The sequence below is a fragment of the Cellulomonas chitinilytica genome (assembly GCF_016862675.1).
In the GTDB taxonomy this organism is placed as follows: Bacteria; Actinomycetota; Actinomycetes; order Actinomycetales; family Cellulomonadaceae; genus Cellulomonas; species Cellulomonas chitinilytica.
The window spans coordinates 43,808-66,698 of sequence record NZ_BONK01000012.1 but is presented as its reverse complement, the minus strand read 5'-3'; the positions used below and the strand labels follow the sequence as shown (position 1 = coordinate 66,698).

Below are 22,891 nucleotides of genomic sequence, written 5' to 3'. Positions count from 1 at the left end.
TCCCGACGTCCACGGGTAAACGCCGCGTTACGCCCGCCGACCTCGTCGGACGGGCACCGACGCCGGCAGCCCGTCAGCCCGCGAGCGCCATCCGGGTCATCGCCGCCGTCGCCCGTTCCATGACGACCTCGAGGGACTCACCGACGTGCTTGTGCAGCGCGGTGAGGGCCTCGGGCAGGCGGCGGTCGAGGACGAGCTCGACGATCTCGATGTGCTCGTCGATCGTGGTCGCGATCCGGTCGGTCTCCACGAAGTCGTGCATCCGGACGGCCCGGATCTTCTGGTTCACGGTGACGAGCGCGTCGGTGAGCTGGGCGTTCCCCGAGGACCGGGACAGCACCTGGTGGTAGCGCTCGTCGAGCAGCACGAAGCTGGGGTCCGGCTCCGGGGGCGTCGCCCGCAGCGCGTACCAGCGGTCGAGCTCGTCGCGCAGGGCGGCCTCGTCGTGCCGCACCTCGGGGTTCTCGATGGCCCGGGCGATGCCGCGCAGCTCGAGCGTGATGCGCAGCTCGTACAGGTTGCGCAGGTCCTCGAGGCTGGGCACGACGACGGCGTACCCGAAGTCGGTGCGCTCGACGAGCCCGTCCGACAGCAGCCGGGACAGCGCCTCGCGCACGGGCGTGCGGGACACGTCGAACGCCTTGCCGAGCTTCGGCTCGGTGAGCCGCTCGCGGGGGGAGATGCGGCCGTTGAGGATCTCGTCGCGCAGCCGGTGGTAGACGACCTCGCGCAGCGACCGGGTGTCGGACGCGTCCGTCTCCCCCGGCGTCTCGACCCCGGACAGCGCCCCCGTCCGCCCCGTCCTCATGCCCACGAACTGTAGCCCTCCGCCTGCTCGCTCCCCGTGCTCACAGGGCCATCGCCGCCCGCACGTCGGCCTCCTGGTCCGCCCCGCCCGCACCGGTCCGGGTCACACGCCCGGACTCCAGCACGTAGTACCGCCCGGCGGCCGCGAGCGCGAACCCCACGTGCTGCTCGACGAGCAGCACGGCGAGCCCGCCGGCCCGCGTGAGCGTGCCGATGGCGTCCTCGATCTCCTGCACGACGGACGGCTGGATGCCCTCGGTCGGCTCGTCGAGGATGAGCACGCGCGGTCCGGTGAGCAGGGCCCGCGCGATCGCGAGCTGCTGGCGCTGACCGCCCGAGAGCAGCCCTGCCCGGCGGCCGAGCAGGTCGCGCAGCGCCGGGAACAGGTCGAGCGCCTCGTCCATCCGGCTCGCGGCCGCCGCACCCGCGCCGTCCGCGACGAGCTGCAGGTTCTCCCGGGCGGTGAGCTGCCCGAACGCCTGCTGCCCCTGCGGCACGTACGCGAGCCCGCGGCGCACGCGCTGGTGCGGCCGCATCCTCGTCACGTCCTCGCCGGCGAGCGTGACGCGTCCGCTGCGGACCGGCAGCAGGCCGACGGCGGCCCGCAGGAGCGTCGTCTTGCCCGCGCCGTTGTGGCCCATGACCGCGGTGACCCCGCCGTCGTCGACCGTCACGTCGACGCCGTGCACCACCGAGGTGCGCCCGTACCCGACGTGCACGCCCGTCAGCTCCAGCATCACTCGCCTCCCGTCTCGCCGGCCGCCGAGCCGCGGGCACCCGCGGACCGGCCCAGGTACACCTCGACGACCCGCGGATCGGCCTGCACCTGCGCGACCGTCCCCTCGCTGAGCACCCGGCCCTGGTGCAGCACCGTCACGGACGACGCGAACGACCGCAGGAACTCCATGTCGTGCTCCACGACGACGACGGTGCGCTGCTCGCCGATCCGCTGCAGGAGCTGACCGGTCTCCTCCCGCTCGGCCTGGCTCATCCCGGCGACCGGCTCGTCGAGCAGCAGGAGGCGGGCGTCCTGGACGAGCAGCATGCCGATCTCCAGCCACTGCTTCTGCCCGTGCGCGAGCACCCCGGCGGGCACGTCGCGCAGGTGGGTGAGGCCGACGGTCTCGAGGGCGGCGTCGACCGTCTCGGGGACCGTGCGGCGGCGGCGCAGCAGGGACCACGCGCCCCGCCCCGCACCGGCGGCGATGTCGAGGTTCTGCAGCACGCTGAGCTCGTCGAAGACGGACGCGGTCTGGAACGTGCGGCCCACGCCGGCCCGGGCGACCTTGTGCGACGCGCGGCCGACGAGCTCGACGCCGCCGAACCGGACCGAGCCGGTGGCGGGTGCGAGGCCGGTGATCGCGTCGACGATGGTCGTCTTTCCGGCGCCGTTCGGGCCGATGAGGAAGCGCAGGTCCCCCTGGGTCACCGTGAGGTCGACGCCGTCGACGGCGACGAAGCCGTCGAACACCACGCGCAGGTCCCGGACCTCCAGGTAGTCGTGGCGGAACCGCGACGGCGGGGCGGCGATGACCGTCTCGAGGGCCTGCGGGTCGAGCGAGCCCTCGCCGAGCACGGACGCTGGGGTCGTGACGTCGTCGGTCATGCGGTCCTCCCCGGCAGGGCGTCGGCAGGCGCGTCGGCAGGCAGGGATGCCTCGGGGGCGCTGCGCGGCGTGCCGTCGTCAGGCTGCCCGGATTCGTCCTCCCGGATCCCGGGACCGGCGCGACGTCGCCGCCACACCTGACCCAGCGTGGCCAGACCGTTCGGCAGGAACGCGACGACGCCGATGAACAGCGCGCCCTGGAAGTAGGTCCAGAACGACGGGAACTGCTCGGACAGGCTCGTCTCCGCCCACGACACCGCGACGGCGCCCAGCACCGGACCGAGCAGCGTGGCCCGGCCGCCGATCGCGACGCCCACGAGGAACGCGATGGACGCCACCACGCCGACGTCGGCCGGCGAGATGATCCCCACGATCGGCGTGAACAGCGCCCCGCCGATCGCCGCGAAGCAGGCCGCCGTGGCGTACGCGACGACCTTGACGCCTGCCGGGTCGTACCCGAGGAACCGGACGCGGTTCTCCTGGTCGCGGACCGCGACGAGCAGTTCCCCGTAGCGGGAGCGCATGAGCAGCCGGGTCGCCGCGACCATCGCGAGGAGCACCCCGGCGGCGATGAAGTAGAGCATCCGCTTGTTGAGCGGGTCGGCCAGCGTGAAGCCGAAGAAGGACTTGAAGCCGTTGAGGCCGTTCGTGCCGCCGGTGACCTTCTGCTGCCCGATCAGCAGGATCGCGAACGCCGCCGCGAGCGCCTGCGACAGGATCGCGAAGTACGCGCCCCGCACCCGCCGCTTGAACACGGCCAGGCCGAGCAGGGCCGCGAGGCCGGTGGGGACGACGAGGATCGCGACGACCGTCACGACCGGGTCCCGGAACGGCTCCCACCAGCCCGGCACCGTGCCGTCCCCGTACAGCAGCATGAAGTCGGGGACGCCGCCGGGACCGGCGTCGGCGAGCTTGAGGTGCATCGCCATCAGGTAGCCGCCGAGCCCGAAGAACACGCCCTGACCGAGCGTGAGCATCCCGCCGCGGCCCCAGGCGAGGCCGATGCCGACGGCCACCATCGCGAGGCAGAGGAACTTCGCGAGCAGGTTGAGCCGGAAGTCGGACAGCGCTCCGGGCGCGACGACGAACAGCAGCACGGCGGCGACCGCGAACCCGCCCCACAGTCGCAGCCGGGCGGTCATGCCAGGCTCCGCGAGCGGACGGACACGAGCCCCTGCGGCCGGACCTGCAGGAACGCCACGATGACGACGAACACGAGGACCTTCGCGATCGACGCGGTCGTCGAGTACTCGAACGACGCCTGCAGCAGCCCGAGCGCCAGCGCCGCGATCGCGGCCCCCTTGAGCTGCCCGATGCCGCCGACGACGACCACCAGGAACGCGTCGACGATGTAGTTGGTGCCGAGCGTCGGGCCGATCGACCCGAGCAGCGTGAGCGCCACCCCGGCCACCCCGGCGACGCCCGAGCCGACGAAGAACGTCAGCCGGTCCGTGGCGCGCGTGCTGATGCCGGACGTCTCGGCGAGGTCGCGGTTCTGCACCGTCGCGCGGATGCGGCGGCCGAGCGGGGTCAGCTTCAGGACGAGGGCGAGGGCGGCGAGGCAGACGGCCGCGAGCGCGAGGATGAACAGGCGCGTCTTCGGCACGCCCACACCCAGCACCTGCACCGCCCCGGAGAGCCAGGCCGGCGCCCGCACGTCGACGTTCGGGGCGCCGAAGACGTCCCGGGCCGCCTGCTGCAGCACCAGCGCGACCCCGAACGTCACCAGCAGCGTGTCGAGCGGCCGCCGGTACATCCGCGAGATCAGCGTGACCTCGAGCAGCAGGCCGAGCAGACCGCCCACGAGGAAGCCGACCACCAGGCTGACCAGCAACGACACCCCGGCGTCCGCCACGATCCCCTGCACCACGTACGCCGTGTACGCGCCCGCCATCATGAACTCGCCGTGCGCCATGTTGATGACGCCCATCTGACCGAACGTCAGCGCCAGGCCGAGCGCCGCGAGCAGCAGCACCGACCCCAGGCTGAGCCCGGCGAACAGCTGTGAGACGAGGGCATCCATCCTCGGCCGTCCTTCCGTCGTCGCGAAGGGAGGGGCGGTGACCCGGCGCCACAGAGGGAGCGCCGGGCCACCGCGATCAGGAGGTCAGGACAGGCCCGCGGCCCAGTCGTAGCCCTCGAGGAACGGGTCCGGCTCGATGGGCTCCTTCGACGACCACTCCGTGTGGATGAGGCCGTCGGGGCCGATCTTGCCGATGAGGGCCGTCTTGGCGATGTGGTGGTTCTCGCCGTTGACGGTGACCGTGCCCTCGGGGGCCTCGAAGCTCACGCCGCCGGCCGCGTCCTGGATGGCTGCGACGTCGAACGACTTCGCCTTCTCGACCATGCCCTTCCACAGGTACAGCGACGTGTACGCGGCCTCCATCGGGTCGCTCGTCACGCGGTCGTCGCCGTACTTGGCCTTGAACGCCGCGACGAACTTCTCGTTCGCCGGGCTGTCGACCGTCTGGTAGTAGTTCCACGCCGTGAGCTGGCCCTCGACGTTGTCGACGCCGATGCCGCCGACCTCCTCCTCGGCGATCGACACCGAGACGACCGGCAGCGTGTCCGCGGCGAGGCCGACGTTCTTGTACTCCTTGAAGAACGCCACGTTCGAGTCGCCGTTCAGCGTGTTGAACACCGCGTCCGCGCCCGACCCCTTGAGCTTCGTGACGATCGTCGAGAAGTCCGTGTACCCGAGCGGGGCGTACTCCTCGCCGACGATGTCGATCCCGTTCGCCTTGGCGTAGGCGACGATCTCCTTGTTGGCCGTGCGGGGGAACACGTAGTCGGACCCGACGAGGAACACCTTCGTCTTGCCCTGCTCCTTGAGGTAGTCCATCGCCGGGATGATCTGCTGGTTCGTCGTGGCGCCCGTGTAGAAGATGTTCTTCGACGCCTCCAGCCCCTCGTACTGGACCGGGTAGAACAGCAGCGAGTTCTTCGCCTCGAACACCGGCAGCATCGCCTTGCGGGACGACGAGGTCCACCCGCCGAACACCGCCGCGACGCAGTCGGACGAGATGAGCTTCTCGGCCTTCTCCGCGAACACCGTCGGCTCCGACGCGCCGTCCTCGGCCACCACGTCGAGCTGCTTGCCGAGCACCCCACCGGCCGCGTTGATCTCGTCGGCCGCCAGGTCGAGGCTGTCCCGGACCGTCTGCTCGGAGATCGCCATCGTGCCGGACAGCGAGTTGAGGAACCCGATCTTGATCGAGTCGCCGGACGTGTCGACGCACGACGCCGACGCGCCGGTCGCCGAGCCTGTGCCGTCCGCCTCGGGCTCGTCGGCGGTGCGGGCGCCGCACGCGGCGAGGGTCAGGGCGAGCGTGGCGGCTGCGGGGACGACGAGTGCGCGCAGGAGAGGTCTGGTCAAGGGAGGAGCCTTTCGCTGGGGACCCACGGGGGACTCACGGGCGGAACCGGACCGAGCACCCGGGCAGCGACGCGACACCGCGCTGTGTCCCACGCTGTATACATCCCTGTGCCCATGTCCGACGACGCTAGGGAGCCGGTGTTTCCGCCAGGTGCGACGGGGCGTAAACGGTCTGTTTCCCCGACATCCCGATCCGGTCACGCCCCGCCCCGCGCCCACCGGCCGGCCGCCCCTCCGGCGCCGCCTCCAGGGCACCGCCGGCCCTCCCCCGCCACCGCCCGCCGCTCACCCACCCTCGGCTCGCCGTGGTCGAGTTCGTGACTTCGGGGTGAGAACGGCACTTCAGAGTGCCGTTCTCACCCCGAACTGACGTTCTCGGTCGCGCGGGGTGGGGGTTGTGGGGGTGTGGTGTGGGGGTGGGTGTGCGCGCGTGGGGCGGTGCGGGAATGCACGACGGGCCGGCCACCCGGAGGTGACCGGCCCGTCGGACCTTGCCCAGCGACCCGCAGGTCGCCGTCGTGCTGAGCGGCTCAGCGCCGCCGTCGTGCTCGGCGGCTCAGGGCCGCCGTCGTGCGGTGCGGCCAGGCGGCCGCGGGTCGATCAGCGGATCAGAAGCCGCCGCCGAAGTCGTCGCCACCGCCGGGGCCGGCCGGGGCGGCCTTCTCCGGCTTGTCGGCCACGACGGCCTCGGTCGTGAGGAAGAGCGCGGCGATGGAGGCCGCGTTCTGCAGGGCGGAGCGCGTGACCTTCACCGGGTCGTTGACTCCCGCGGCGAGCAGGTCCTCGTACGTGTTGGTCGCGGCGTTGAGGCCGTGACCCGTCGGGAGGTTGCGCACCTTCTCGGCCACGACGCCACCCTCGAGACCGGCGTTGATCGCGATCTGCTTGAGCGGGGCCTCGATCGCGAGCTTCACGATCGCGGCACCGGTGGCCTCGTCACCCTCGAGGTCGAGCTTCTCGAACGCGAGCTTGCCGGCCTGGATGAGCGCCACGCCACCACCGGCGACGATGCCCTCCTCGACGGCCGCCTTGGCGTTGCGGACGGCGTCCTCGATGCGGTGCTTGCGCTCCTTGAGCTCCACCTCGGTGGCCGCGCCCGCCTTGATGACGGCGACGCCGCCGGCGAGCTTGGCGAGGCGCTCCTGCAGCTTCTCGCGGTCGTAGTCCGAGTCCGAGTTCTCGATCTCGGCGCGGATCTGGTTCACGCGACCGGCGATCTGCGACGCCTCGCCGGCGCCCTCGACGATCGTGGTCTCGTCCTTGGTGACGACGATCTTGCGCGCCGTGCCGAGGACCTCGAGGCCCACGTTCTCGAGCTTGAGACCGACGGTCTCGGAGACGACCTGGCCGCCGGTGAGGATGGCCATGTCCTGCAGCATCGCCTTGCGGCGGTCGCCGAAGCCGGGGGCCTTGACGGCGACCGACTTGAACGTGCCACGGATCTTGTTGACGACGAGCGTCGGGAGGGCCTCGCCCTCCACGTCCTCGGCGACGACGAACAGCGGCTTGCCGGCCTGGATGACCTTCTCCAGCAGCGGGAGGAAGTCCTTGACGTTCGAGATCTTGCCCTCGACGAGCAGGACGTACGCGTCCTCGAGGACGGCCTCCTGACGCTCCGGGTCGGTCACGAAGTACGCCGACAGGTAGCCCTTGTCGAAGCGCATGCCCTCGGTGAGCTCGAGCTCGAGGCCCAGCGCGCTGGACTCCTCGACGGTGATGACGCCTTCCTTGCCCACCTTGTCGAGGGCCTCGGCGATGAGCTCGCCGATCGCGACGTCGCCGGCGGAGATGGCGGCCGTGGCGGCGATCTCCTCCTTCGTCTCGATGTCCTTGGCCTGCAGGAGGAGCTGGGCGGTGACGGCCTCGACGGCCTTCTCGATGCCCTTCTTCAGCGCGATCGGGTTCGCACCCGCGGCCACGTTGCGCAGGCCCTCGCGGACGAGCGCCTGGGCGAGGACGGTCGCCGTCGTCGTGCCGTCACCGGCGACGTCGTCGGTCTTCTTGGCGACCTCCTTGACGAGCTCCGCGCCGATCTTCTCGAACGGGTCGTCGAGCTCGATCTCCTTGGCGATGGAGACGCCGTCGTTGGTGATCGTGGGGGCGCCCCACTTCTTGTCCAGGACGACGTTGCGGCCCTTCGGGCCGAGGGTGACCTTGACGGTGTCGGCGAGGGTGTTCAGACCCCGCTCGATGCCGCGGCGGGCCTCCTCGTTGAAGGCAATGATCTTGGCCATGGGGCTGTGATCCTTCACTGGTTCGTGGGGTGGCCGCGGGTGCCCGCGACGGACGGCCCGTCACCTGCGGTCATGTCCCGCAGGCCGACGGACCTCACCGAGCGGCCGTACTTCTGTCACTCTCCACCGGAGAGTGCTAAGACACATGGTTAGCACTCGACCCCCGAGAGTGCAAGGCGCGTTCGCCCACGACGCAGGACCTGGACACGCGTCCGCGGGCCGGGTCTAGGGTCTGCGTGTGCAGGATCACGCCGCCGTGGTCGACGACGAGGCCGCTGCCGTCGTCGTCCCCGTGGCGCCCGCCGTGCTCCTGCTGGACCGGCCGGGCCCCGCCACCGCCCCGGACGCCCCCCGACGCGGGCGGCGTGCACGCGGCCCCCGCCCGGCCGACGCCCCCCATGCCTCCGACGCCCCCGACGGGAACTCGACCGCCGCCTCCCGGCGAGCCCAGGCCCCCGCGCGGCCGTCGAGGCCGACGGCGCCGACGGGACCGGGCACGTCCCGGCGCACGCTCGTCAGGTGCGCGACCGCTGCGACGGTGGCCGTCCTGCTCGGCGGCGCCGTCGCCCCGCACACCCCGGATCGCGCCGCCCCGGCGGTGGAGCCCGCGCTCGCCAGCCTCCCCGCGTACGCGCACATCGACCTGTACCAGGAGGGCGTCACGGTCGCCGGCGGCGGGCGTCGCACGGCCGTCGAGACCGGCAGCGCCGCGCCCTTCTTCGCCGGGACCCACGTGCTGGACCCCGCCGCGGTCACGCTCGTCGACGCGCTCGGCGGCCTGCCGCGGACGGCCGCGTCCCCCGGCTCGTCCCGTGCGGACGCCGCACGGCTGGCCGCGGGGCAGCGTGCGTGGCTCGCCGAGGGGACCGTGCCGGGGACCGGCGGGGCCTACGAGGACATGGCCCGCGCGGCCCTGCTGGACCTGCACACGCTCGACCTGCCCGGCGGCGCGGCCGTCGCGGGCTGGTCGCAGCGGTGGCGGTACGTCTGGCCGCGGGACTCCGCGTTCGTCACGGTGGCCCTGGCCCGCACGGGGCACGTGGACGACGCTCTCGAGGTGCTGGGCTTCCTCGACCGGGTGCAGGCGCCCGACGGGTCGTTCGAGGCGCGCTACGAGCCGGACGGCTCCGGGCCGCCCGACGACCGGGGCGTCCAGACGGACGGCACGGGCTGGGCCCTGTGGGCGGCGGGCATGGTGCTGGCCGAGATCCGCGACCCGGACGAGCGCCGCGCCGCCGCCGAGCAGCTGCGGCCCCTCGTCGTGCGTTCGACGGACCACGCGCTGGACCTCGTCGCCCGCACCGGCCTGCCGCCCGCGTCGGCCGACTACTGGGAGACGCCGGAGGAGGAGCTGACGCTCGGCACCGCCGCCCCGATCGTCGCAGGCCTGGAGCAGGCGGCGGCCGTCCTGCCGCTCACGGGCGACACCGCCCTGGCGCACGTCGCCGCCGACGCCGCCGCACGTTCCCGCGTCGAGCTCGTCCGGGCCTTCGCCCCGACGGGGTACGCCCGGTACGCCGCCGGTGGGCACCGCGACGCCGCGACCGCGTTCCTGCTGCCGCCGTTCCTGCGGGTCCCGCCGCCGGGAGCGCGCACCGCGTGGCGGGAGTCGGCGCCGACGATGGTGCGGGCCGCGAGCGGGCTCGCGCCGGGTGCCGGCTGGCGCGACGACGGCGTGTCCTGGACCCCGCAGACGTCCCTGTACGCGTGGCTGGCGGCCGAGTCCGGCGACGCGCCGCTCGCCCGCGGCTGGCTCGACTTCCTCGACGGGCACCGGACCGCGACCGGGTCGATCCCCGAGAAGGTCCTCGCCGACGGCTCCCCGGCGGCCGTCGCGCCGCTCGCGTGGAGCGCCGCCTGCGTGGTCCTCGCCCTCGACGCCCTCGACCGCCGCGCCGACCTGCGCACGTCCGACCTCCCCCCTCCCGGCTGACCCACGCCCGGCCGACCAACGCCCGGCCGACCCGGCCGACCGCCTCCCGACGTGCGCGAGGGCCCCGCACCAGCCGGTGCGGGGCCCTCGTCGGGACGTGCTGTGTGGGTGGCCGGTCCGCCGTCACCGGCGGCTCGACCCGGGGGTTGTCAGAGCGGTCGGACCTGCTCGGCCTGCGGGCCCTTGGTGCCCTGCCCGACCTCGAAGTCGACCTGCTGACCCTCTTCGAGGGTCCGGTAGCCGTCCACCTGGATGGCGCTGAAATGCACGAAGAGGTCCTGCCCTCCGTCGGAGGGGGTGATGAACCCGTACCCCTTCTCGCCGTTGAACCACTTCACGGTGCCCTGGGCCATGCCGTACTCCTCGCCGTTCGTTGCGCGGTGCGCTCCGCCGGCGCCCCGGTGCGGCGAGCCTAGTGGGCCGGAGGGCCGCTCGACCAGGGCTGGATCGCGCCTCGTCACCCGTCCGCTCCGCCCGGGCTGCGTCACCGGCCGGCGACGACGCCGCAGATCAGGCCGACGGATCGCTGACGAGGACCACCGAGATGCCGTCGGCGGCGTCCGTCGGGGACAGCGTCACGGTCGTGACCCCCAGCGTCTGGCCGACCACGGTGGCGGTGTCCTTGAGGTCCTCGCTGGCGTAGTACACGGTGTTCTGCGCGGGCTTGGTCCCGGTGACGTTGCCCGCCTCGACGGTCGTGAAACCGGCTGCGAGGAGCTTGTTGACCTGGGTCTTGGCGAGCCCCTGGACCGAGGCGCCGTTGAGGACCTGGACCGGGGTCGTCAGGACGGGCGTGGGCGCGGCGGGTTCCGTGGTCTGCGCCGGGGGCTCGGTGGCCTCGGTCCCGTCCGGCGGCGTCTCGGTGCCGTCACCGGTGTCGTCCGCGGTGGTGTCGTCGGGGGCGCTGACCCCGGAGTCGTTCGCGTCGTTCATCGAGCTGTCGTTGATCATGCCCCAGACGGTGACGCCGCCGAAGGCGAGCAGCGGGGCGAGCACGACGACGGCGATGAACGGCCACCAGCGGCTCCACGTGCTGCGCGGGGCGCGGTGGACGCCGCGCGGGACGTCGGGGTCGGCGTCGGCGGCGCGGTCGAACTCGTCGTCCGGGTAGGGGTAGTCGGCCTTGCTCACGGCCGACAGGCTAGCCTCTCGAACTGTCGTCAGGCGTCGGCTCCGAGCCGACGCGCGGTGCGGGCCCGCTGGCGTGAGGAACGCATGCGGCGGAGCCGCTTGACGAGCATCGGGTCGTGCGCGAGGGCCGCCGGGTCGTCGATGAGGGCGTTCACGACCTGGTAGTACCGCGTGGCCGTCATGTCGAACAGCTCGCGGATGGCCTGCTCCTTGGCGCCCGCGTACTTCCACCACTGCCGCTCGAACGCGAGGATCTGCTCGTCCCGCTCCGAGAGGCCGGTGGTTCCGGGGATGCCGGCGGGGAGCGTGTCGACGGTGATCGTCGCTGCGGCGTCCATGCGTCCTCCTCGGGCTGTACGTGCCTGCTGCGGGCCGGGCGCCGGCCGCGTTCGAGCGGGGTGCGAGCCGGGCGCCGGGCGTCCGACGGCGGCCATCGTACGGCGCTAATGACAGCAGTGTCATTCGCGCACGCCGGACGTCACCCGACCCGCGCACCGGTAGCCTCACCGCGTGACTCCGGCCGCCCTGGACTCCCTCGTCTCCCCCGACTGGGCGCGGGCCCTGGCCCCCGTCGAGCCGCAGATCCGGGCCGCGGGCCAGTTCCTGCGCGACGAGGTCGCGGCCGGGCACGGGTACCTGCCGGCGGGCGACGCGGTGCTGCGGGCGTTCGCCCGGCCGATGGCCGACGTGCGGGTCCTCGTCGTGGGCCAGGACCCCTACCCGACGCCGGGGCACCCGATGGGCCTGTCGTTCTCGGTGCAGCCGGACGTGCGTCCGCTGCCGCGCTCGCTCGACAACATCTTCCGCGAGCTCGTCGCGGACGTCGGCGTCCCGGTGCCGTCCTCGGGCGACCTGTCCCCGTGGGCGGACCAGGGGGTCATGCTGCTCAACAGGGTCCTCACGGTCCGGCCCGGCGCTCCCGCGTCGCACCGGCGCCACGGCTGGGAGGCCGTGACCGACCGGGCCATCGCGGCGCTCGTCGAGCGCGGCGGGCCGCTCGTGGCGGTGCTGTGGGGCCGTGACGCGCAGTCCCTCAAGCCGGCGCTCGGGTCCGTGCCGACCGTCGAGAGCGTGCACCCGTCACCGCTGTCGGCGAGCCGGGGGTTCTTCGGGTCGCGGCCGTTCTCCGCCGTCAACCGCCTGCTCGAGGCGCAGGGCGCGAGCCCGGTGGACTGGCGCCTGCCCTGACGGCGCCCGTCACGGGCAGGCGACGACGGGGTTGCCCACGGGCGAGGAGTTGTTCCCGACGAGGTCCAGCAGGCGGGGGTTCGTGCTGGAGACGGTCTGCCGCCAGCCGGTGCCGGTGATCATCACGAACCGGTGGTCCGCGCCGCAGTAGCCGGCCACCGGCTCGACGACGAGGTTGCCCTGGTACTCCCCGACGAACCGGGCGACGAAGCCGAACCTGCTGACGTCGGCGAAGTCGAGCGTGGCGCGCCACCGTACGGGCTGCACGCTGGTGGTCGTGACGTCGATCTTGATCGAGAACCAGTCGTCGCGGGGGTCGCCGTCGGCGCGGAAGGTCAGCTCGCAGGACCGGGACGTGTCCACCTCGTCGCGGTCGTCGAAGAGCACCTCGCAGCCGACGACGTGCTCGGCGGGCCCGGGGGCGTCCGTCCAGGACGCCGGGACCGCGAAGCCGCCGACGACGACGACGGCGAGCGCGGCGCCCGCCGTCGGGAAGGACACGTCGACCACGGGGTCGGCGGCACCGACGGTCCCGGTGGCGTCGGCCAGCAGCGCGCCCGAGGCGTCCGCGACGGCGACGCGGATCGGCAGTCCCGCGCACGCGCCGAGGTCGGCGGCCGTCAGCCCGCGCACGACCACGGCGGTCGTGCTCCCGGACGCGGTCGTCGAAGGCTCGACGGTGAGCGACGACGACGTGCACGCAGTGCGGACCAGCGAGGACGGCGCGGTCGCGCTGACGGTGAGCGTCGAGGCGCTCGCGGTGCCCCCGCTCACGGCCGCACCCAGCACGGCGGCGACGAGCACGAGGACGGCCACGACGGCGGTCGCTCGGTGGCGGGTCGCGGTCATGTCGTGCTCCTCTCGCGGGCGGGGGCGGTGCGGGGGCGGGCGGACTCGGTCGGGGCTAGAGGACGGTGACCTCCACCGCGACGACGGCGGTGGCGGTCACCGCGGGCACGGTCACCCGGACCGTGCCGGTGCCGGTGTGCTGGGCCCGGGCGGTGAACAGGACGGCGGACCCGGCGTCGCGGCCGGTCACGAGGACCCACGCGCCCGCGCAGCCGGCGGGGATGCCCGTGACGTCGACGGCGGTCATCGCCTTCGTCGGGTTCCCGTCGACGAACACCGGTGCCGTGCTGACGGACGCGGTGCTGCACGTGGTCGGCGTGGTGACGCCGGACGCGACGGCGTCCGAGCCGCCCACCGCGAGCATCGAGGCGGAGGCGGTGCCCGTGCCGCCGAGCACGAGCCCGACGAGCGCGGCACCGCCGGCAGCGGCGAGCAGCGCCCGACGTCTGCGGTCAGGCACGTCGCACCTCCCCCTCGGCCTCGGCGGCCTCCTCGGACTCGTCGACGAGCTCGGCCTCCTCGCGGGCCGGCCACAGGTACCAGCCGGCGACGAGCAGCACGAGCGCGACCCAGGCGGTCGGGGACGTCAGCGCGGTCAGGGCGCTGCCGACGTGCGGCAGGCGCCACCGGACGACGCCCACGACGTCGTCCGACGTGGGGGTCCAGATGTCGTCCCACGTGTTGTTGTCGCCCCGCATCACCCAGCCCTCGGTCGCCGACCCTCCGACGACCCGGTGCACGACGTGCCCGTCGACGTCGTCGGGCTGGTAGACGACCACGTCGCCGACGGCGACGGGTCCGCTGCGGCCGACGACGAGGTCTCCCGTGACGAGCGTGGGCTCCATCGAGTGGCCCGCGACGATCGTCAGGCTCGTGCTGCCGCCCCAGGCCGTCGGCCACAGGAACGCCGCGACGATCGCGACGACGACGACCGACGTCCACGGCACGACGGCGCGCCACCGCGGCCCCCGGCGACGCACGGGCGTCGTGGGGGTCGCGGCGGTGGTCGTCGTCATGGTGGTCGTCAGCTCGTGATGACGACGCCGATCGACGTCAGCGTGTCGTGGCTGTCGAGGCCGGCGACCTCGACGATCGCGGGGGTGCTGGCGTCGGCGCCGACGGTGAAGGGCACCCCGTCCTCGTCGTTGACGTAGACCATGCCCGACTGGCCGAACCCGGCGGTGACGGTGATGGCGACGTCGACGGGGACCGCACCCGAGGCGTCGGGCGCGTCGTTCCCGGCGGGAACCGTCTTCACCGTCGCCGTCGCACCCGACAGCCCGGCGACCGGGACCGAGGTGCCCGAGGCGACGCCGTCGGACGAGCTGACCGTCAGCTGTGACGCCGACGCGGCACCCAGACCTGCGACGCCGGCGACCAGGAGGACGACGGCGGCAGCCCGTTGCCGCTTCTTCTTGGTGTTCTGCGTGGTCGACATGACGAACCCCTTTCGCGCATCCCCTCGTCGCGCCGACGGTCGTCGGGCCTGTGGGGGGTGCGTCTCTATGGTCCGTTGGGGTGAACCGGGATCTGTACGCCTAAAGTCCTGAACCGGACATGCCGATTGCTTGACCTCCCCGCGATCGAATGGGGCGTACCGCCAGGACCGTGGGCACAATGGCGACGTGAACGGCACGCCCCTCCCCGCCCCCCGCTGGTCCCGCTACGTCGCCGTGGGCGACTCCTTCACGGAGGGGCTCTGGGACGATCCCGACGGCCGGGACGCACCGCAGCGCGGCTGGGCGGACGTCGTGGCGGCACGGATCTCGGCGCGCCGCGTCGCGGCCGGCGAGACCCCTCTGGAGTACGCCAACCTCGCCATCCGGGGACGCCTGCTGCGCCCGATCCTCGGCGAGCAGCTCCCGCGGGCGCTCGCGCTGCAGCCGGACCTGGTGAGCCTCATCGGGGGCTACAACGACATGCTGCGGCCGGCCACCGACATCGACCGGCTCGGCCGCAACCTCGAGGCGGCGGTGGCACGGATCCGGGCCACCGGCGCCGACGTGCTGCTCGCGACGGGGGCGGACGCCGGCGACAGCCCCCTCATCCGGTCCACGCGCACGAAGGTCAGCCTCTACAACACGAACGTCTGGTCGATCGCGCGCCGGCAGGGTGCCTTCGTGCTGGACCTGTGGGGCATGCGGTCGCTGCGCGACGGGCGGATGTGGTCGGAGGACCGCATCCACCTCACGACCGAAGGGCACGCGCGGGTCGCGCAGGCCGCGCTCGTCGGGCTCGGGCTCGCACCCGACGACGCCGCGTGGGACGACCCGCTGACCCCGCTGCCGCCCGTCCCGCGCCTCGAGCAGGCCCGCGAGGACGCGCAGTGGTTCCGCGAGCACCTCTACCCGTGGGCCACCCGCCGGCTGCGGCGCAGGTCGTCGGGCGACCTGCGGGTGCCGAAGCGCCCCGAGATCAGCCCGGTGGACCAGTAGGGCAGGTCAGCACAGCGGATAGGCGTCGTAGACGTCGAAGATCACGCTGCGGTCCATCTGCACGCTGCCGCTGAAGGTCGTGCCCCCGCCCACCGCGGCGCCGCCCTGGAGCTGCAGCGTCGGCAGCGTCACGCAGGCGGCCGGCGTGGTCACGGCGGCGTCGAGCTTGCGGACCCGGGCCGGCAGCCAGGTGGCGAACGTGCTGAGGTCGAACGTGACGCGCCACTGCGTGGTGGCGGTGGTGGACGGGCTCGAGACCGTGTACGCGATCTTGTAGTACGGGTACGACCAGAACACGAGGTTGACCGTGCCCGTGGTGACGGTCCAGCGCACCTCGCACGTCCGGGTCGGGTCGTTGACCGCGACGCACGAGACGGGCGGTGCCCACACCGACGGCACCGCCCACCCGCCGAGCGTGACGCGGGCCGCGAGGTCGCCGCTGGCCGCGTACGCCGCCGCCGGTGGTGCCGTCACGGTCCCGCCGGCGGCGACGGTGCCGGTGCCGGACGCGACGACGACGCCGGTCGTCCGGCGGTACAGCGTCACCGTGGCGGGCTGTCCCGCGCACGCGGCGTCGGCACCCGCGACGGAGATGCCCGTGGCCTGGGCGGTCGTCGTGGTCGACGCCGGGCTGGACGTGACGCCCGTCGGTGCCACCGTCAGCGGGCCGGCACCGCACCGGGCCAGCGCGAACGTGCGGATGCTCCTGCTGACCAGCCCGAGCTGCGACGCGTCGGCGGCACCCGCGCAGGCGAGGACGCCGACGAGCGCCGCGGCGACGAGCGCCGCGGCTCCCCGCCGGGGCCTCATCCGCTCACCACGGCGGCGACCTTCGCGACGTCCTCGGCGCGGACGACGGGGGTGGCGGGCGCGGTGAGCGTCGTGGTCCCCCCCGCGGCGGTCGTCCCCGTCAGCTCGACGAGCGACGCGCCGGCCGCGCTCACGAGCGTCACCCGGATCGCCTTGTTCTGGCAGCCCGTGGCGATGCCGGACAGGGCCACCGTCGCGACCCGGTAGGACGTCGTGCCGGCGTCGTACGCGTACGTGTACGCCACGGTCACGTCGCCCGTCTGGCAGCCCGTGACCGCCACGACGCCCGCCTGCATCGACGCGCTGGTGAGCGTGAGCTGCGACGCCGTCGCGACGGACAGGCCGGTCAGGCCGACGACCGCGAGCGCGGCGGACACGACGACACGGGCGGTGCGGGCGGTCATCGGGTCTCCCGGTGCGAGGTCAGGGGCAGCTGTAGACGACGTTGTTGCCGACGGGCGACGTGAGCGACCCGACGAAGTCGAGCGTGAGCGGCGAGGCCGCCGAGACGTGCTGGGTGCCACGGTTGGGCAGGCCCTGGTAGCTGACGACGCGCGCCGCGCCCGAGCAGAAGCCCGTGGGCAACGGCTGCAGGGCCCAGTTGCCCGCGTACTCGCCGACGTACCGGGCGACGAACGGGAAGCTCGTGAGGTTCGCGAAGTCGAACGTCGCCTGCCACTGCACGGGGTTGGCGCTGGTCGTGGTGACGGTCGCCTTGATGTTGTACACGTCGGCCCGCCCGTCGGTGTCGGCGCCGAACGACACCGCGCACGTCGCACCGGACGGGTTGGGGCCCAGCACGACGCACGAGCCGCCGCCGGCCGGTGCGAACGTCCACGTGGCCGGCACGGGCCAGGTGTCGACGGACACGAACACCGTGCCCGTCGAGCTGCTCGGCGGCGTGAAGGGCGTCGCGGTCGTCGCCGTGAACGCGCCGGCGGTCACCGTGCCGGTGCCGTCGAGCACCACGGTGCTCGTGGACGTGCCCGTGGTCGTCGAGACGATCACGCGGCCGGTGCTGCACGTGCCGGTCAGTCCCGTGACGCGCACCTGCGTGTACCTGCCGGCGACGACCGTCCCGGTGGGCTGCACGACGGCGGGCCCGGTGCTGCACCGCGGGCCGGTCGAGTCGTACGGGGACGCGCCGCCGGCCAGGCGCAGGCCCGCGGCGCCGGCCGAGGACAGACCCGCGACGGCGAGGCAGAGCAGGGCGACGAGCGCGCTCACGGCGACCCGCCGTGACGCGCGCGTCATGGCGCGGACGGCGCCGTCGCGCCGACGGGTGCCGCCGCCCGGCCGTCGACCGGGACGCCGGACGCCGCGTCCGGGCCGGTGCCCGCGGCAGCGTCCTGCGCCGTGCCCGGCTCGCCCTGCGGGCCGTCCTCGTCGTCCTCGCCGCGCGGCCACACGAGCAGGCCGACCGCGATGACGATGAGCGACCCCCACACGAGGGGCGACATGACGGACCGGCCGACGAGACCGACCTTCGGGACGTGCACGCGGGCGACGCCGACCACGTCGTCGTTCGTCGGGCTGAACGGGTCCAGCCACGAGTTGTTGTCACCCTGCACCTGCCAGCCGGTGGTGCCGTCCCCGCCGACGAGGCGGTGGATGACGCGGGCGCCGCCGTAGCCCTCGGGCTCGTAGACGACGATGTCGCCCACCTGCGGCGCCCCGCACCGCGAGACCACGAGGTCGCCGGTCTGGTAAGTCGGCTCCATCGAGTGGCCGGAGACCACGGTCAGCGTCGTGCAGCCGCCGAGGCTCGTCGGCCACACCAGCCACCCCGCGACGGCGACTGCGCCGTAGAACAGGACCTGCAGGACGACGCGCAGCACCCGGCGCGCGGGGTGCGCGCCGGGTGCTGCGGTGTCGACCGGTCGGTCCATCGGTGGTGGTGCCTCAGCTGTAGATGGTGAGGGCGACCTTCGTCACCGCGTCGGCGGCGACGGCGGCGGGCAGGGTCACCGAGAGGGTGCCATAGCCACCTGTGACGTTCGTCAGCGCCACCGTGGTGCCCGTGGTCGCCGAGGGGACCTCGACGGTGACGGGGGTCGTGCCGTAGGTGAGCGCGACGCGCGACAGCTTGTTGAGGCAGACGTCCGAGACGTTGCGGAACTCGAGGGTCGTGGTCCCGTAGGCACCGGCCGTGAGCGTGGGGGCACCGAACCCGACCGTGATGTTCTGGCCGGACGGCTGGCAGTTCGCCACGGTCTGCACCCCGGCCTGGAACTGCGCGTTGTTCGCGTTGAGGTTGAGCTGCGTCGCAGAGGCGAGCGAGAGGCCGGCGACGCCGAGGACGGCGAGGCCGACGGCGAGCACCTTGCGGGACTTCGAGGACTTCGAGGAAGCCATGGTGGATCTCCTGATCGTGTGGAGCCGAGGGCATCGGCACCTCACCGAGACCCGGTCACGGGGGCGTCGAGCTGCCAGCCGTGAACGTATGTGTCTTCGGCAACCGACCCCGGGGCGGGCTGGGTGGCAGCACCCGGGGCGGTCAGGATGTCCGTCTTCTTCACCCGGGACGGACCGCCGCGTTCCCGCGCGATCCGGACGATTCACCGATCCGTCCGGTTGCTCCGAACGGGTGACGCGTCAGGCGCCGTGGGCCCCCAGCGGCATCCGGGCCTCGAGGCGTGCACCGCGCACCGCACCGGGCCGCAGGGCCACGCTGCCGCCCACGAGCGCGAGCCGGTGGCCGATCCGCGCGGTGCCGGACGCGGCACCGGCGGACGAGGGGTCGTACGTCTCGCCGTCGTTCTCGACCGCGACGACGAGGTCCTCCCCGTCGATCGCGAGGTCGACGCGGACGCTCGACGCCGGGCCGTGCTTCAGGGCGTTCGTCACGCCCTCCTCCACGACCCGCACGGCGAGCAGCCGCTCGGAGAGCGTGAGGTGCTGGCCGCACGGGTCGTCGACCTCGCGCACGGCGTCCGTGACCTCGAGCTGCGTCGCGATGCTCGCGGGAAGGCGGCCGAGGAGCGCCCGGACGGCCGGGACCAGCCCGAGCTCGAGCCGGTCGGGGTACAGCAGGCGGCTCATCTCGCGCACGTCGATCTGCCGCGCCTGGTCGAGCTCGGCGCGCACCCAGGCGAGGGCCTCGCGGTCGGCGTCGTCGAGGGCGGTCCCGCCGTGCGCCAGGACCGAGCCGAGCCGCGCGTCGACGAGCACGAGCTTCTGCTGCAGCGTCCCGTGCAGGCCCTCGGCGACCTCGCGCCGGACCCGGATCTCCTCCTGCTCGAGCGCCCGGACGGCGAGCTCGACGAGCACGGCGTCCCGCTCGGCGGCGCGCGTGCGGGCCCGGGACCGACGGCGCGAGACGAGCCCCCAGTAGCCGATGGACGCGGAGATGATCGCGATGGCGAACCCGCTCGCGAGCTCCGCCTGACGGGTCTCGAGGTCCGGGTGGGCGTACACGCCGATCGCGACCTGCACGGTCAGGCGGGTCGCGGTCGCGACGATCGAGCCCCCGACGGCCGCGAGCAGCATCTGCCAGATCTTCGTCGCGCGCCAGGCCCGCAGGCCGGCCAGCGTGGCGACGAGCGCCAGCACCGCGACCGCGTTCGCGGCCAGCCGCTGCCACACGGTGACGGCGTCCCAGCCGGGGATGAGCCGGGAGTACACGTACGCGCTCTGCAGCGACGCCCCGATGGCGTACCCGGTCGCGACGACGACCGTGACGCGCAGCAGCACCAGCCGGTCGTTGCGGAGGTCGGCGACGCGGCCGGCCTGGACGACGGCGGGCTCGGTGGGCGCGCTCGTGGACGCCTGCTCCCGGCCCGTCGTCGTCATCGTCGTCGTCACCCTGCCGGCCGTCGGTCGCGTCCCCCGGACGGGCGCCCGCGGGTGTGATCCGCGGCGCGTGTCGCGCGACGGGCCACGGCGCAGACGATACTGGCGACGATGACCGATCCCCGCACCGGCCCGTTGCGCGTCGCCGTGGTCGAAGACCAGCCGCTGTTCCGTTCCATGCTCGAGCGCATGCTCGACGAGACGCCCGGGCTGCACGTGGTCGCGGCGGTCGGGACCGTCACGGATGCGACCCGGGTGCTGCGGCCGGGGGTCGCGCACGTCGCGGTCCTCGACATCGACCTGCCGGACGGCAACGGCATCGCGCTCGGCGTCACGCTGCGCCGTGCGCAGCCCGATCTCGGCATCCTGCTGCTGTCGGCGCACGACGCGATGGACCTGCTCCTCGACCTCCCCCGGGACGTCGCCGCCGGGTGGGGCTACCTGTCGAAGACGTCCTCGACGAGCGAAGAGGTGCTGGTCGCGGCGGTGCGCGCGGCCGCGGTGGGCGAGACGGTGCTCGACCCCGCGCTACTGGCGCGGATGACGCCCCGGGCCGGCTCCGCGGTCGCACGGCTCACCGACCGGCAGTACGACGTGCTGCGGCTGCTCGCCTCGGGCCTGTCGAACGCCGGCATCGGGTCGCGGCTCGGCATCACCGAGAAGTCGGTCCAGAACCACGTCAACGCGATGTACGCGACGCTCGGCATCGACACGGACCCGAGCCGCAACCCGCGGGTGAGCGCGGCGCTGCGGCTGCTCGAGGAGACCGGCCCGACCGCCTGACGGCCGCGGGGCCCGAACTTCACCCGCCGCCCTCGTGTCACCGCCGTGCGCCAGGATGGCGCCATGACCACCGACGAGCTCCTCCGTGGCTGACCGCGGCGGCGACGCGGCCGCCTCCGTCACGACCTCGACCGTGCGCGGCGAGGACTGGTACGCCCGCGACCTGTCGGGCGAGACGTTCGAGCGGGTCGCGTTCGTGGACGTCGACATGACCGAGGTGCAGAGCACGGGCGCCGTGTTCGACGGGTGCACGTTCCGCAACGTCAAGCTCAACGCCTCCGTCCACGTCGACACCGCGTTCAGCAACTGCACGTTCAACGGGGTCACGTTCTTCGACACCCGGCTGGAACGGTGCAAGCTGATCGGCAGCCGGTTCGACCGCTGCTCGTTCGAGATCATGCGGGTCGACGGCGGGAACTGGTCGTTCGTCGAGCTGCCCGCGGCGGACCTGCGCTCCGCGACGTTGCGGGGTGCGCGCCTGCGCGAGGCCGACCTCACGGGCGTGAAGCTCGAGGGCTCGACCGTGCGGGACTGCGACCTGGCGGGCGCGACGCTGCACCGCGCCGACCTCACGGGGTGCGACCTGCGGGGCAGCGACCTGACCGGGATCGACCTGTCCACCGTCGAGCTGCGCCGGGCGGTCGTCACGCTGCCGCAGGCGGTGGTGATCGTCGAGGCGATGGGCCTGGACGTCCGGGTGGACTAGCTGAGGGTGTCGACGAACACCCGCTCCGCGTCCGCGCCGTAGACGAGCACGGGTCCGAACGACTCGAACAGGTCCATGACCTCGACGACCACGTCCGTGTGGTCGTCGTCCGGGTCCGGGCCGTACAGCACACGGATGCGGGAGAAGCCGGCCCCGAGCCCGTCGGCGATGGTCCGCAGGTCGGCGTCGACGGCCGTGCCCTGCTCGAACGACACCGTGAGGTGGAACTGCCCGTACTCGCGGTCGACGGCGACCTTGAGGTTCGCCTGCCGGGTGAACGGGTTGACCTTCGTGTCGAAGGTGACGTCCGCCCCGGCGAGCGTCGACCGCACCGACTCGAAGGCCCACTCCTGGTCGCGGTCCGGGTCGGTCGGGAAGTAGGCGTGCAGGGCCGGCATCGGGAGCCTCTCGTGGCGGGAGCGGGAACCGTACCAAACCCGCCCGAACCGGGCACTGGCGCGTCCGGCTACTCGACGACGTCGGACGGCCGCTCGGGCCGTGTCCGCTCGGGTCGTGTCCGCTCGGGCCGGGGCCGCTCGACGAGGAACGTCCGGCCGTCGGGTCCGGCGACGCGCTCGAAGTCGACCCGGAGCCGCTCGTCGCGCTCGCGCTCGTCGTCCGTCCGCTCGCGCCCGCGGGCTCGCACGGGGCTGATCTGTGCGGGACCGAGGTAGGTCAGCAGAAACTCCGTCAGGTCCTTGCGGCGCCGCTCGGCCATGCGCTCCTCCAACAGTTCGTGCACTCACTATATGCGCACGATCTATCCTCGTCACATGACCGATGCCGTGGCCGCCCCCGTCGAGGACCCGCTCGCCGTCGAGGCACAGGTGTGCCTGACCGTCTCCGCCGCGGCCCGCAGCCTCGTCGGGTTCTACCGCCCGCTCCTCGCGCCGCTGGGCCTCACGCACCCGCAGTACCTCGCGATGCTCGCGCTCTGGCAGTACGAGCGGCTCTCGCTCAAGGAGCTCGCCGCGCTCCTGCACCTCGAACCCGCCACGACGTCCCCGCTGGTGCGGCGCCTGGAGGCCATGCGCCTCGTCCGGCGCGAGCGCGACCCCGACGACGAGCGCGCGCTCGCGATCGTGCTGACGGACGCGGGCCGTGCGATGCGCGACTCGGCCGTCGACATCCCCGCGACGATGGTCGAGCGCCTCGGCCTGGAGCGCGCGCAGATCGACGAGATCCGCCGGGCGGCGGAGCTGCTCGTCGCGGCCTGCGCGGCGGCGGCACCGCAGGACTGA

General features: G+C 73.5%; 28 protein-coding genes. 6 read left to right on the top strand and 22 right to left on the bottom strand.

What is annotated here, in order from left to right; genetic code table 11:
- Nucleotides 1–73: 73 nt before the first annotated feature.
- The 7 genes from Cch01nite_RS16620 to groL all read right to left on the bottom strand — a co-directional run bounded on the left by Cch01nite_RS16620 (nucleotide 74) and on the right by groL (nucleotide 8,023).
- Nucleotides 74–808 carry a GntR family transcriptional regulator gene (locus tag Cch01nite_RS16620; protein ID WP_203757487.1) on the bottom strand — a complete coding sequence of 245 codons (735 nt, stop codon included), beginning with the start codon at nucleotides 806–808 and terminating at the stop codon, nucleotides 74–76.
- Between the two features lie 40 nt (nucleotides 809–848).
- The gene (gene urtE, locus Cch01nite_RS16615) at nucleotides 849–1,544 is read right to left on the bottom strand and encodes an urea ABC transporter ATP-binding subunit UrtE (protein WP_203757485.1); all 696 of its coding nucleotides are present in this window, start codon (nucleotides 1,542–1,544) and stop codon (nucleotides 849–851) included.
- Complete coding sequence (gene urtD, locus Cch01nite_RS16610; RefSeq protein WP_203757483.1) at nucleotides 1,544–2,413, bottom strand: urea ABC transporter ATP-binding protein UrtD; 870 nt, start codon at nucleotides 2,411–2,413, stop codon at nucleotides 1,544–1,546. The genes urtE and urtD overlap by 1 nt, the downstream gene beginning before the upstream one ends.
- Nucleotides 2,410–3,555 carry an urea ABC transporter permease subunit UrtC gene (urtC, locus tag Cch01nite_RS16605; protein ID WP_203757481.1) on the bottom strand — a complete coding sequence of 382 codons (1,146 nt, stop codon included), beginning with the start codon at nucleotides 3,553–3,555 and terminating at the stop codon, nucleotides 2,410–2,412. The genes urtD and urtC overlap by 4 nt, the downstream gene beginning before the upstream one ends.
- Nucleotides 3,552–4,436, bottom strand: a complete 885-nt coding sequence (gene urtB, locus Cch01nite_RS16600) for an urea ABC transporter permease subunit UrtB (RefSeq protein ID WP_203757479.1) — start codon at nucleotides 4,434–4,436, stop codon at nucleotides 3,552–3,554. The genes urtC and urtB overlap by 4 nt, the downstream gene beginning before the upstream one ends.
- 84 nt (nucleotides 4,437–4,520) lie before the next feature.
- Nucleotides 4,521–5,789 carry an urea ABC transporter substrate-binding protein gene (gene urtA, locus Cch01nite_RS16595; protein ID WP_203757477.1) on the bottom strand — a complete coding sequence of 423 codons (1,269 nt, stop codon included), beginning with the start codon at nucleotides 5,787–5,789 and terminating at the stop codon, nucleotides 4,521–4,523.
- 608 nt (nucleotides 5,790–6,397) lie between these two features.
- Nucleotides 6,398–8,023, bottom strand: coding sequence for a chaperonin GroEL (groL, locus tag Cch01nite_RS16590; protein WP_203757475.1), 1,626 nt, complete (start codon nucleotides 8,021–8,023; stop codon nucleotides 6,398–6,400).
- A gap of 238 nt (nucleotides 8,024–8,261) precedes the next feature.
- Between groL and Cch01nite_RS16585 the strand changes: the two genes are divergently transcribed.
- Nucleotides 8,262–9,956, top strand: coding sequence for a glycoside hydrolase family 15 protein (locus tag Cch01nite_RS16585; protein WP_203757473.1), 1,695 nt, complete (start codon nucleotides 8,262–8,264; stop codon nucleotides 9,954–9,956).
- 149 nt (nucleotides 9,957–10,105) lie between these two features.
- On the opposite strand, the gene Cch01nite_RS16580 is transcribed toward Cch01nite_RS16585, so the two are convergent.
- The 3 genes from Cch01nite_RS16580 to Cch01nite_RS16570 all read right to left on the bottom strand — a co-directional run bounded on the left by Cch01nite_RS16580 (nucleotide 10,106) and on the right by Cch01nite_RS16570 (nucleotide 11,425).
- Nucleotides 10,106–10,309 (bottom strand): cold-shock protein, encoded by a 204-nt coding sequence (locus tag Cch01nite_RS16580; RefSeq protein WP_203757471.1) that lies wholly within the window; start codon nucleotides 10,307–10,309, stop codon nucleotides 10,106–10,108.
- Nucleotides 10,310–10,466: 157 nt separating this feature from the next.
- Nucleotides 10,467–11,087: a LytR C-terminal domain-containing protein gene (locus tag Cch01nite_RS16575; RefSeq protein WP_203757469.1), complete on the bottom strand. Its 621-nt coding sequence runs from the start codon at nucleotides 11,085–11,087 to the stop codon at nucleotides 10,467–10,469.
- 29 nt (nucleotides 11,088–11,116) lie between these two features.
- Nucleotides 11,117–11,425 carry a DUF3263 domain-containing protein gene (locus Cch01nite_RS16570; RefSeq protein ID WP_203757467.1) on the bottom strand — a complete coding sequence of 103 codons (309 nt, stop codon included), beginning with the start codon at nucleotides 11,423–11,425 and terminating at the stop codon, nucleotides 11,117–11,119.
- A 172-nt stretch (nucleotides 11,426–11,597) separates the two neighbouring features.
- Between Cch01nite_RS16570 and Cch01nite_RS16565 the strand changes: the two genes are divergently transcribed.
- Nucleotides 11,598–12,275 carry a uracil-DNA glycosylase gene (locus Cch01nite_RS16565; RefSeq protein ID WP_203757465.1) on the top strand — a complete coding sequence of 226 codons (678 nt, stop codon included), beginning with the start codon at nucleotides 11,598–11,600 and terminating at the stop codon, nucleotides 12,273–12,275.
- Nucleotides 12,276–12,284: 9 nt separating this feature from the next.
- Here Cch01nite_RS16565 and Cch01nite_RS16560 read toward each other — a convergent pair whose 3' ends face one another.
- Genes Cch01nite_RS16560 through Cch01nite_RS16545 form a run of 4 tightly spaced genes read right to left on the bottom strand, consistent with a single transcriptional unit; the run spans nucleotide 12,285 to nucleotide 14,562 of the window.
- Nucleotides 12,285–13,124 (bottom strand): hypothetical protein, encoded by an 840-nt coding sequence (locus tag Cch01nite_RS16560; protein WP_203757463.1) that lies wholly within the window; start codon nucleotides 13,122–13,124, stop codon nucleotides 12,285–12,287.
- 55 nt (nucleotides 13,125–13,179) lie between these two features.
- Nucleotides 13,180–13,584, bottom strand: coding sequence for a hypothetical protein (locus Cch01nite_RS16555; protein ID WP_203757461.1), 405 nt, complete (start codon nucleotides 13,582–13,584; stop codon nucleotides 13,180–13,182).
- Complete coding sequence (locus Cch01nite_RS16550; protein ID WP_203757459.1) at nucleotides 13,577–14,140, bottom strand: signal peptidase I; 564 nt, start codon at nucleotides 14,138–14,140, stop codon at nucleotides 13,577–13,579. Before Cch01nite_RS16550 ends, Cch01nite_RS16555 begins: the two co-directional genes overlap by 8 nt.
- Before the next feature lie 8 nt (nucleotides 14,141–14,148).
- Complete coding sequence (locus tag Cch01nite_RS16545; RefSeq protein WP_203757457.1) at nucleotides 14,149–14,562, bottom strand: hypothetical protein; 414 nt, start codon at nucleotides 14,560–14,562, stop codon at nucleotides 14,149–14,151.
- A gap of 187 nt (nucleotides 14,563–14,749) precedes the next feature.
- Here Cch01nite_RS16545 and Cch01nite_RS16540 point away from each other — a divergent pair, with 187 nt between their 5' ends.
- A complete protein-coding gene (locus tag Cch01nite_RS16540; RefSeq protein ID WP_203757455.1) occupies nucleotides 14,750–15,559 on the top strand; it encodes an SGNH/GDSL hydrolase family protein in 810 nt (269 codons plus the stop codon).
- 6 nt (nucleotides 15,560–15,565) lie between these two features.
- Here Cch01nite_RS16540 and Cch01nite_RS16535 read toward each other — a convergent pair whose 3' ends face one another.
- The 6 genes from Cch01nite_RS16535 to Cch01nite_RS16510 all read right to left on the bottom strand — a co-directional run bounded on the left by Cch01nite_RS16535 (nucleotide 15,566) and on the right by Cch01nite_RS16510 (nucleotide 20,161).
- The gene (locus Cch01nite_RS16535; RefSeq protein WP_203757453.1) at nucleotides 15,566–16,369 is read right to left on the bottom strand and encodes a hypothetical protein; all 804 of its coding nucleotides are present in this window, start codon (nucleotides 16,367–16,369) and stop codon (nucleotides 15,566–15,568) included.
- Entirely contained in the window at nucleotides 16,366–16,773 is a 408-nt protein-coding gene (locus tag Cch01nite_RS16530; protein ID WP_203757451.1) for a hypothetical protein, read from the bottom strand. Before Cch01nite_RS16530 ends, Cch01nite_RS16535 begins: the two co-directional genes overlap by 4 nt.
- A gap of 19 nt (nucleotides 16,774–16,792) precedes the next feature.
- Nucleotides 16,793–17,623: a hypothetical protein gene (locus Cch01nite_RS16525; protein ID WP_203757449.1), complete on the bottom strand. Its 831-nt coding sequence runs from the start codon at nucleotides 17,621–17,623 to the stop codon at nucleotides 16,793–16,795.
- Complete coding sequence (locus Cch01nite_RS16520; protein WP_203757447.1) at nucleotides 17,620–18,258, bottom strand: signal peptidase I; 639 nt, start codon at nucleotides 18,256–18,258, stop codon at nucleotides 17,620–17,622. Before Cch01nite_RS16520 ends, Cch01nite_RS16525 begins: the two co-directional genes overlap by 4 nt.
- Nucleotides 18,259–18,271: 13 nt before the next feature.
- Nucleotides 18,272–18,724, bottom strand: coding sequence for a hypothetical protein (locus tag Cch01nite_RS16515; protein WP_203757445.1), 453 nt, complete (start codon nucleotides 18,722–18,724; stop codon nucleotides 18,272–18,274).
- 240 nt (nucleotides 18,725–18,964) lie between these two features.
- Nucleotides 18,965–20,161, bottom strand: coding sequence for a sensor histidine kinase (locus tag Cch01nite_RS16510; protein WP_239070812.1), 1,197 nt, complete (start codon nucleotides 20,159–20,161; stop codon nucleotides 18,965–18,967).
- A 111-nt stretch (nucleotides 20,162–20,272) separates the two neighbouring features.
- On the opposite strand from Cch01nite_RS16510, the gene Cch01nite_RS16505 reads away from it, so the two are divergent.
- Nucleotides 20,273–20,944 carry a response regulator transcription factor gene (locus tag Cch01nite_RS16505; protein WP_203757443.1) on the top strand — a complete coding sequence of 224 codons (672 nt, stop codon included), beginning with the start codon at nucleotides 20,273–20,275 and terminating at the stop codon, nucleotides 20,942–20,944.
- An 85-nt stretch (nucleotides 20,945–21,029) separates the two neighbouring features.
- Nucleotides 21,030–21,650: a pentapeptide repeat-containing protein gene (locus Cch01nite_RS16500; protein ID WP_203757441.1), complete on the top strand. Its 621-nt coding sequence runs from the start codon at nucleotides 21,030–21,032 to the stop codon at nucleotides 21,648–21,650.
- On the opposite strand, the gene Cch01nite_RS16495 is transcribed toward Cch01nite_RS16500, so the two are convergent.
- Together Cch01nite_RS16495 and Cch01nite_RS16490 are read right to left on the bottom strand one after the other, a co-directional pair.
- Nucleotides 21,647–22,048 carry a hypothetical protein gene (locus tag Cch01nite_RS16495; protein ID WP_203757439.1) on the bottom strand — a complete coding sequence of 134 codons (402 nt, stop codon included), beginning with the start codon at nucleotides 22,046–22,048 and terminating at the stop codon, nucleotides 21,647–21,649. The genes Cch01nite_RS16500 and Cch01nite_RS16495 overlap by 4 nt on opposite strands.
- A gap of 68 nt (nucleotides 22,049–22,116) precedes the next feature.
- Nucleotides 22,117–22,368 (bottom strand): hypothetical protein, encoded by a 252-nt coding sequence (locus Cch01nite_RS16490; RefSeq protein WP_203757437.1) that lies wholly within the window; start codon nucleotides 22,366–22,368, stop codon nucleotides 22,117–22,119.
- Between the two features lie 55 nt (nucleotides 22,369–22,423).
- Between Cch01nite_RS16490 and Cch01nite_RS16485 the strand changes: the two genes are divergently transcribed.
- Nucleotides 22,424–22,891, top strand: a complete 468-nt coding sequence (locus Cch01nite_RS16485) for a MarR family winged helix-turn-helix transcriptional regulator (RefSeq protein WP_203757435.1) — start codon at nucleotides 22,424–22,426, stop codon at nucleotides 22,889–22,891.

Bases quoted from the DNA above. Each gene is read 5' to 3' on its own strand.
- urtD (WP_203757483.1), bottom strand. From the start codon at position 2,413: ATGACCGACGACGTCACGACCCCAGCGTCCGTGCTCGGCGAGGGCTCG.
- Cch01nite_RS16520 (WP_203757447.1), bottom strand. From the start codon at position 18,258: ATGGACCGACCGGTCGACACCGCAGCACCCGGCGCGCACCCCGCGCGC.
- Cch01nite_RS16490 (WP_203757437.1), bottom strand. From the start codon at position 22,368: ATGGCCGAGCGGCGCCGCAAGGACCTGACGGAGTTTCTGCTGACCTAC.
- Cch01nite_RS16560 (WP_203757463.1), bottom strand. From the start codon at position 13,124: ATGACCGCGACCCGCCACCGAGCGACCGCCGTCGTGGCCGTCCTCGTG.
- urtC (WP_203757481.1), bottom strand. From the start codon at position 3,555: ATGACCGCCCGGCTGCGACTGTGGGGCGGGTTCGCGGTCGCCGCCGTG.
- Cch01nite_RS16505 (WP_203757443.1), top strand. From the start codon at position 20,273: ATGACCGATCCCCGCACCGGCCCGTTGCGCGTCGCCGTGGTCGAAGAC.
- urtE (WP_203757485.1), bottom strand. From the start codon at position 1,544: ATGCTGGAGCTGACGGGCGTGCACGTCGGGTACGGGCGCACCTCGGTG.
- Cch01nite_RS16515 (WP_203757445.1), bottom strand. From the start codon at position 18,724: ATGGCTTCCTCGAAGTCCTCGAAGTCCCGCAAGGTGCTCGCCGTCGGC.
- Cch01nite_RS16525 (WP_203757449.1), bottom strand. From the start codon at position 17,623: ATGACGCGCGCGTCACGGCGGGTCGCCGTGAGCGCGCTCGTCGCCCTG.
- groL (WP_203757475.1), bottom strand. From the start codon at position 8,023: ATGGCCAAGATCATTGCCTTCAACGAGGAGGCCCGCCGCGGCATCGAG.
- Cch01nite_RS16580 (WP_203757471.1), bottom strand. From the start codon at position 10,309: ATGGCCCAGGGCACCGTGAAGTGGTTCAACGGCGAGAAGGGGTACGGG.
- Cch01nite_RS16495 (WP_203757439.1), bottom strand. From the start codon at position 22,048: ATGCCGGCCCTGCACGCCTACTTCCCGACCGACCCGGACCGCGACCAG.
- Cch01nite_RS16550 (WP_203757459.1), bottom strand. From the start codon at position 14,140: ATGACGACGACCACCGCCGCGACCCCCACGACGCCCGTGCGTCGCCGG.
- Cch01nite_RS16545 (WP_203757457.1), bottom strand. From the start codon at position 14,562: ATGTCGACCACGCAGAACACCAAGAAGAAGCGGCAACGGGCTGCCGCC.
- urtB (WP_203757479.1), bottom strand. From the start codon at position 4,436: ATGGATGCCCTCGTCTCACAGCTGTTCGCCGGGCTCAGCCTGGGGTCG.
- Cch01nite_RS16510 (WP_239070812.1), bottom strand. From the start codon at position 20,161: ATGACGACGACGGGCCGGGAGCAGGCGTCCACGAGCGCGCCCACCGAG.
- Cch01nite_RS16535 (WP_203757453.1), bottom strand. From the start codon at position 16,369: ATGAGGCCCCGGCGGGGAGCCGCGGCGCTCGTCGCCGCGGCGCTCGTC.
- Cch01nite_RS16530 (WP_203757451.1), bottom strand. From the start codon at position 16,773: ATGACCGCCCGCACCGCCCGTGTCGTCGTGTCCGCCGCGCTCGCGGTC.
- Cch01nite_RS16620 (WP_203757487.1), bottom strand. From the start codon at position 808: ATGAGGACGGGGCGGACGGGGGCGCTGTCCGGGGTCGAGACGCCGGGG.
- Cch01nite_RS16485 (WP_203757435.1), top strand. From the start codon at position 22,424: ATGACCGATGCCGTGGCCGCCCCCGTCGAGGACCCGCTCGCCGTCGAG.
- Cch01nite_RS16570 (WP_203757467.1), bottom strand. From the start codon at position 11,425: ATGGACGCCGCAGCGACGATCACCGTCGACACGCTCCCCGCCGGCATC.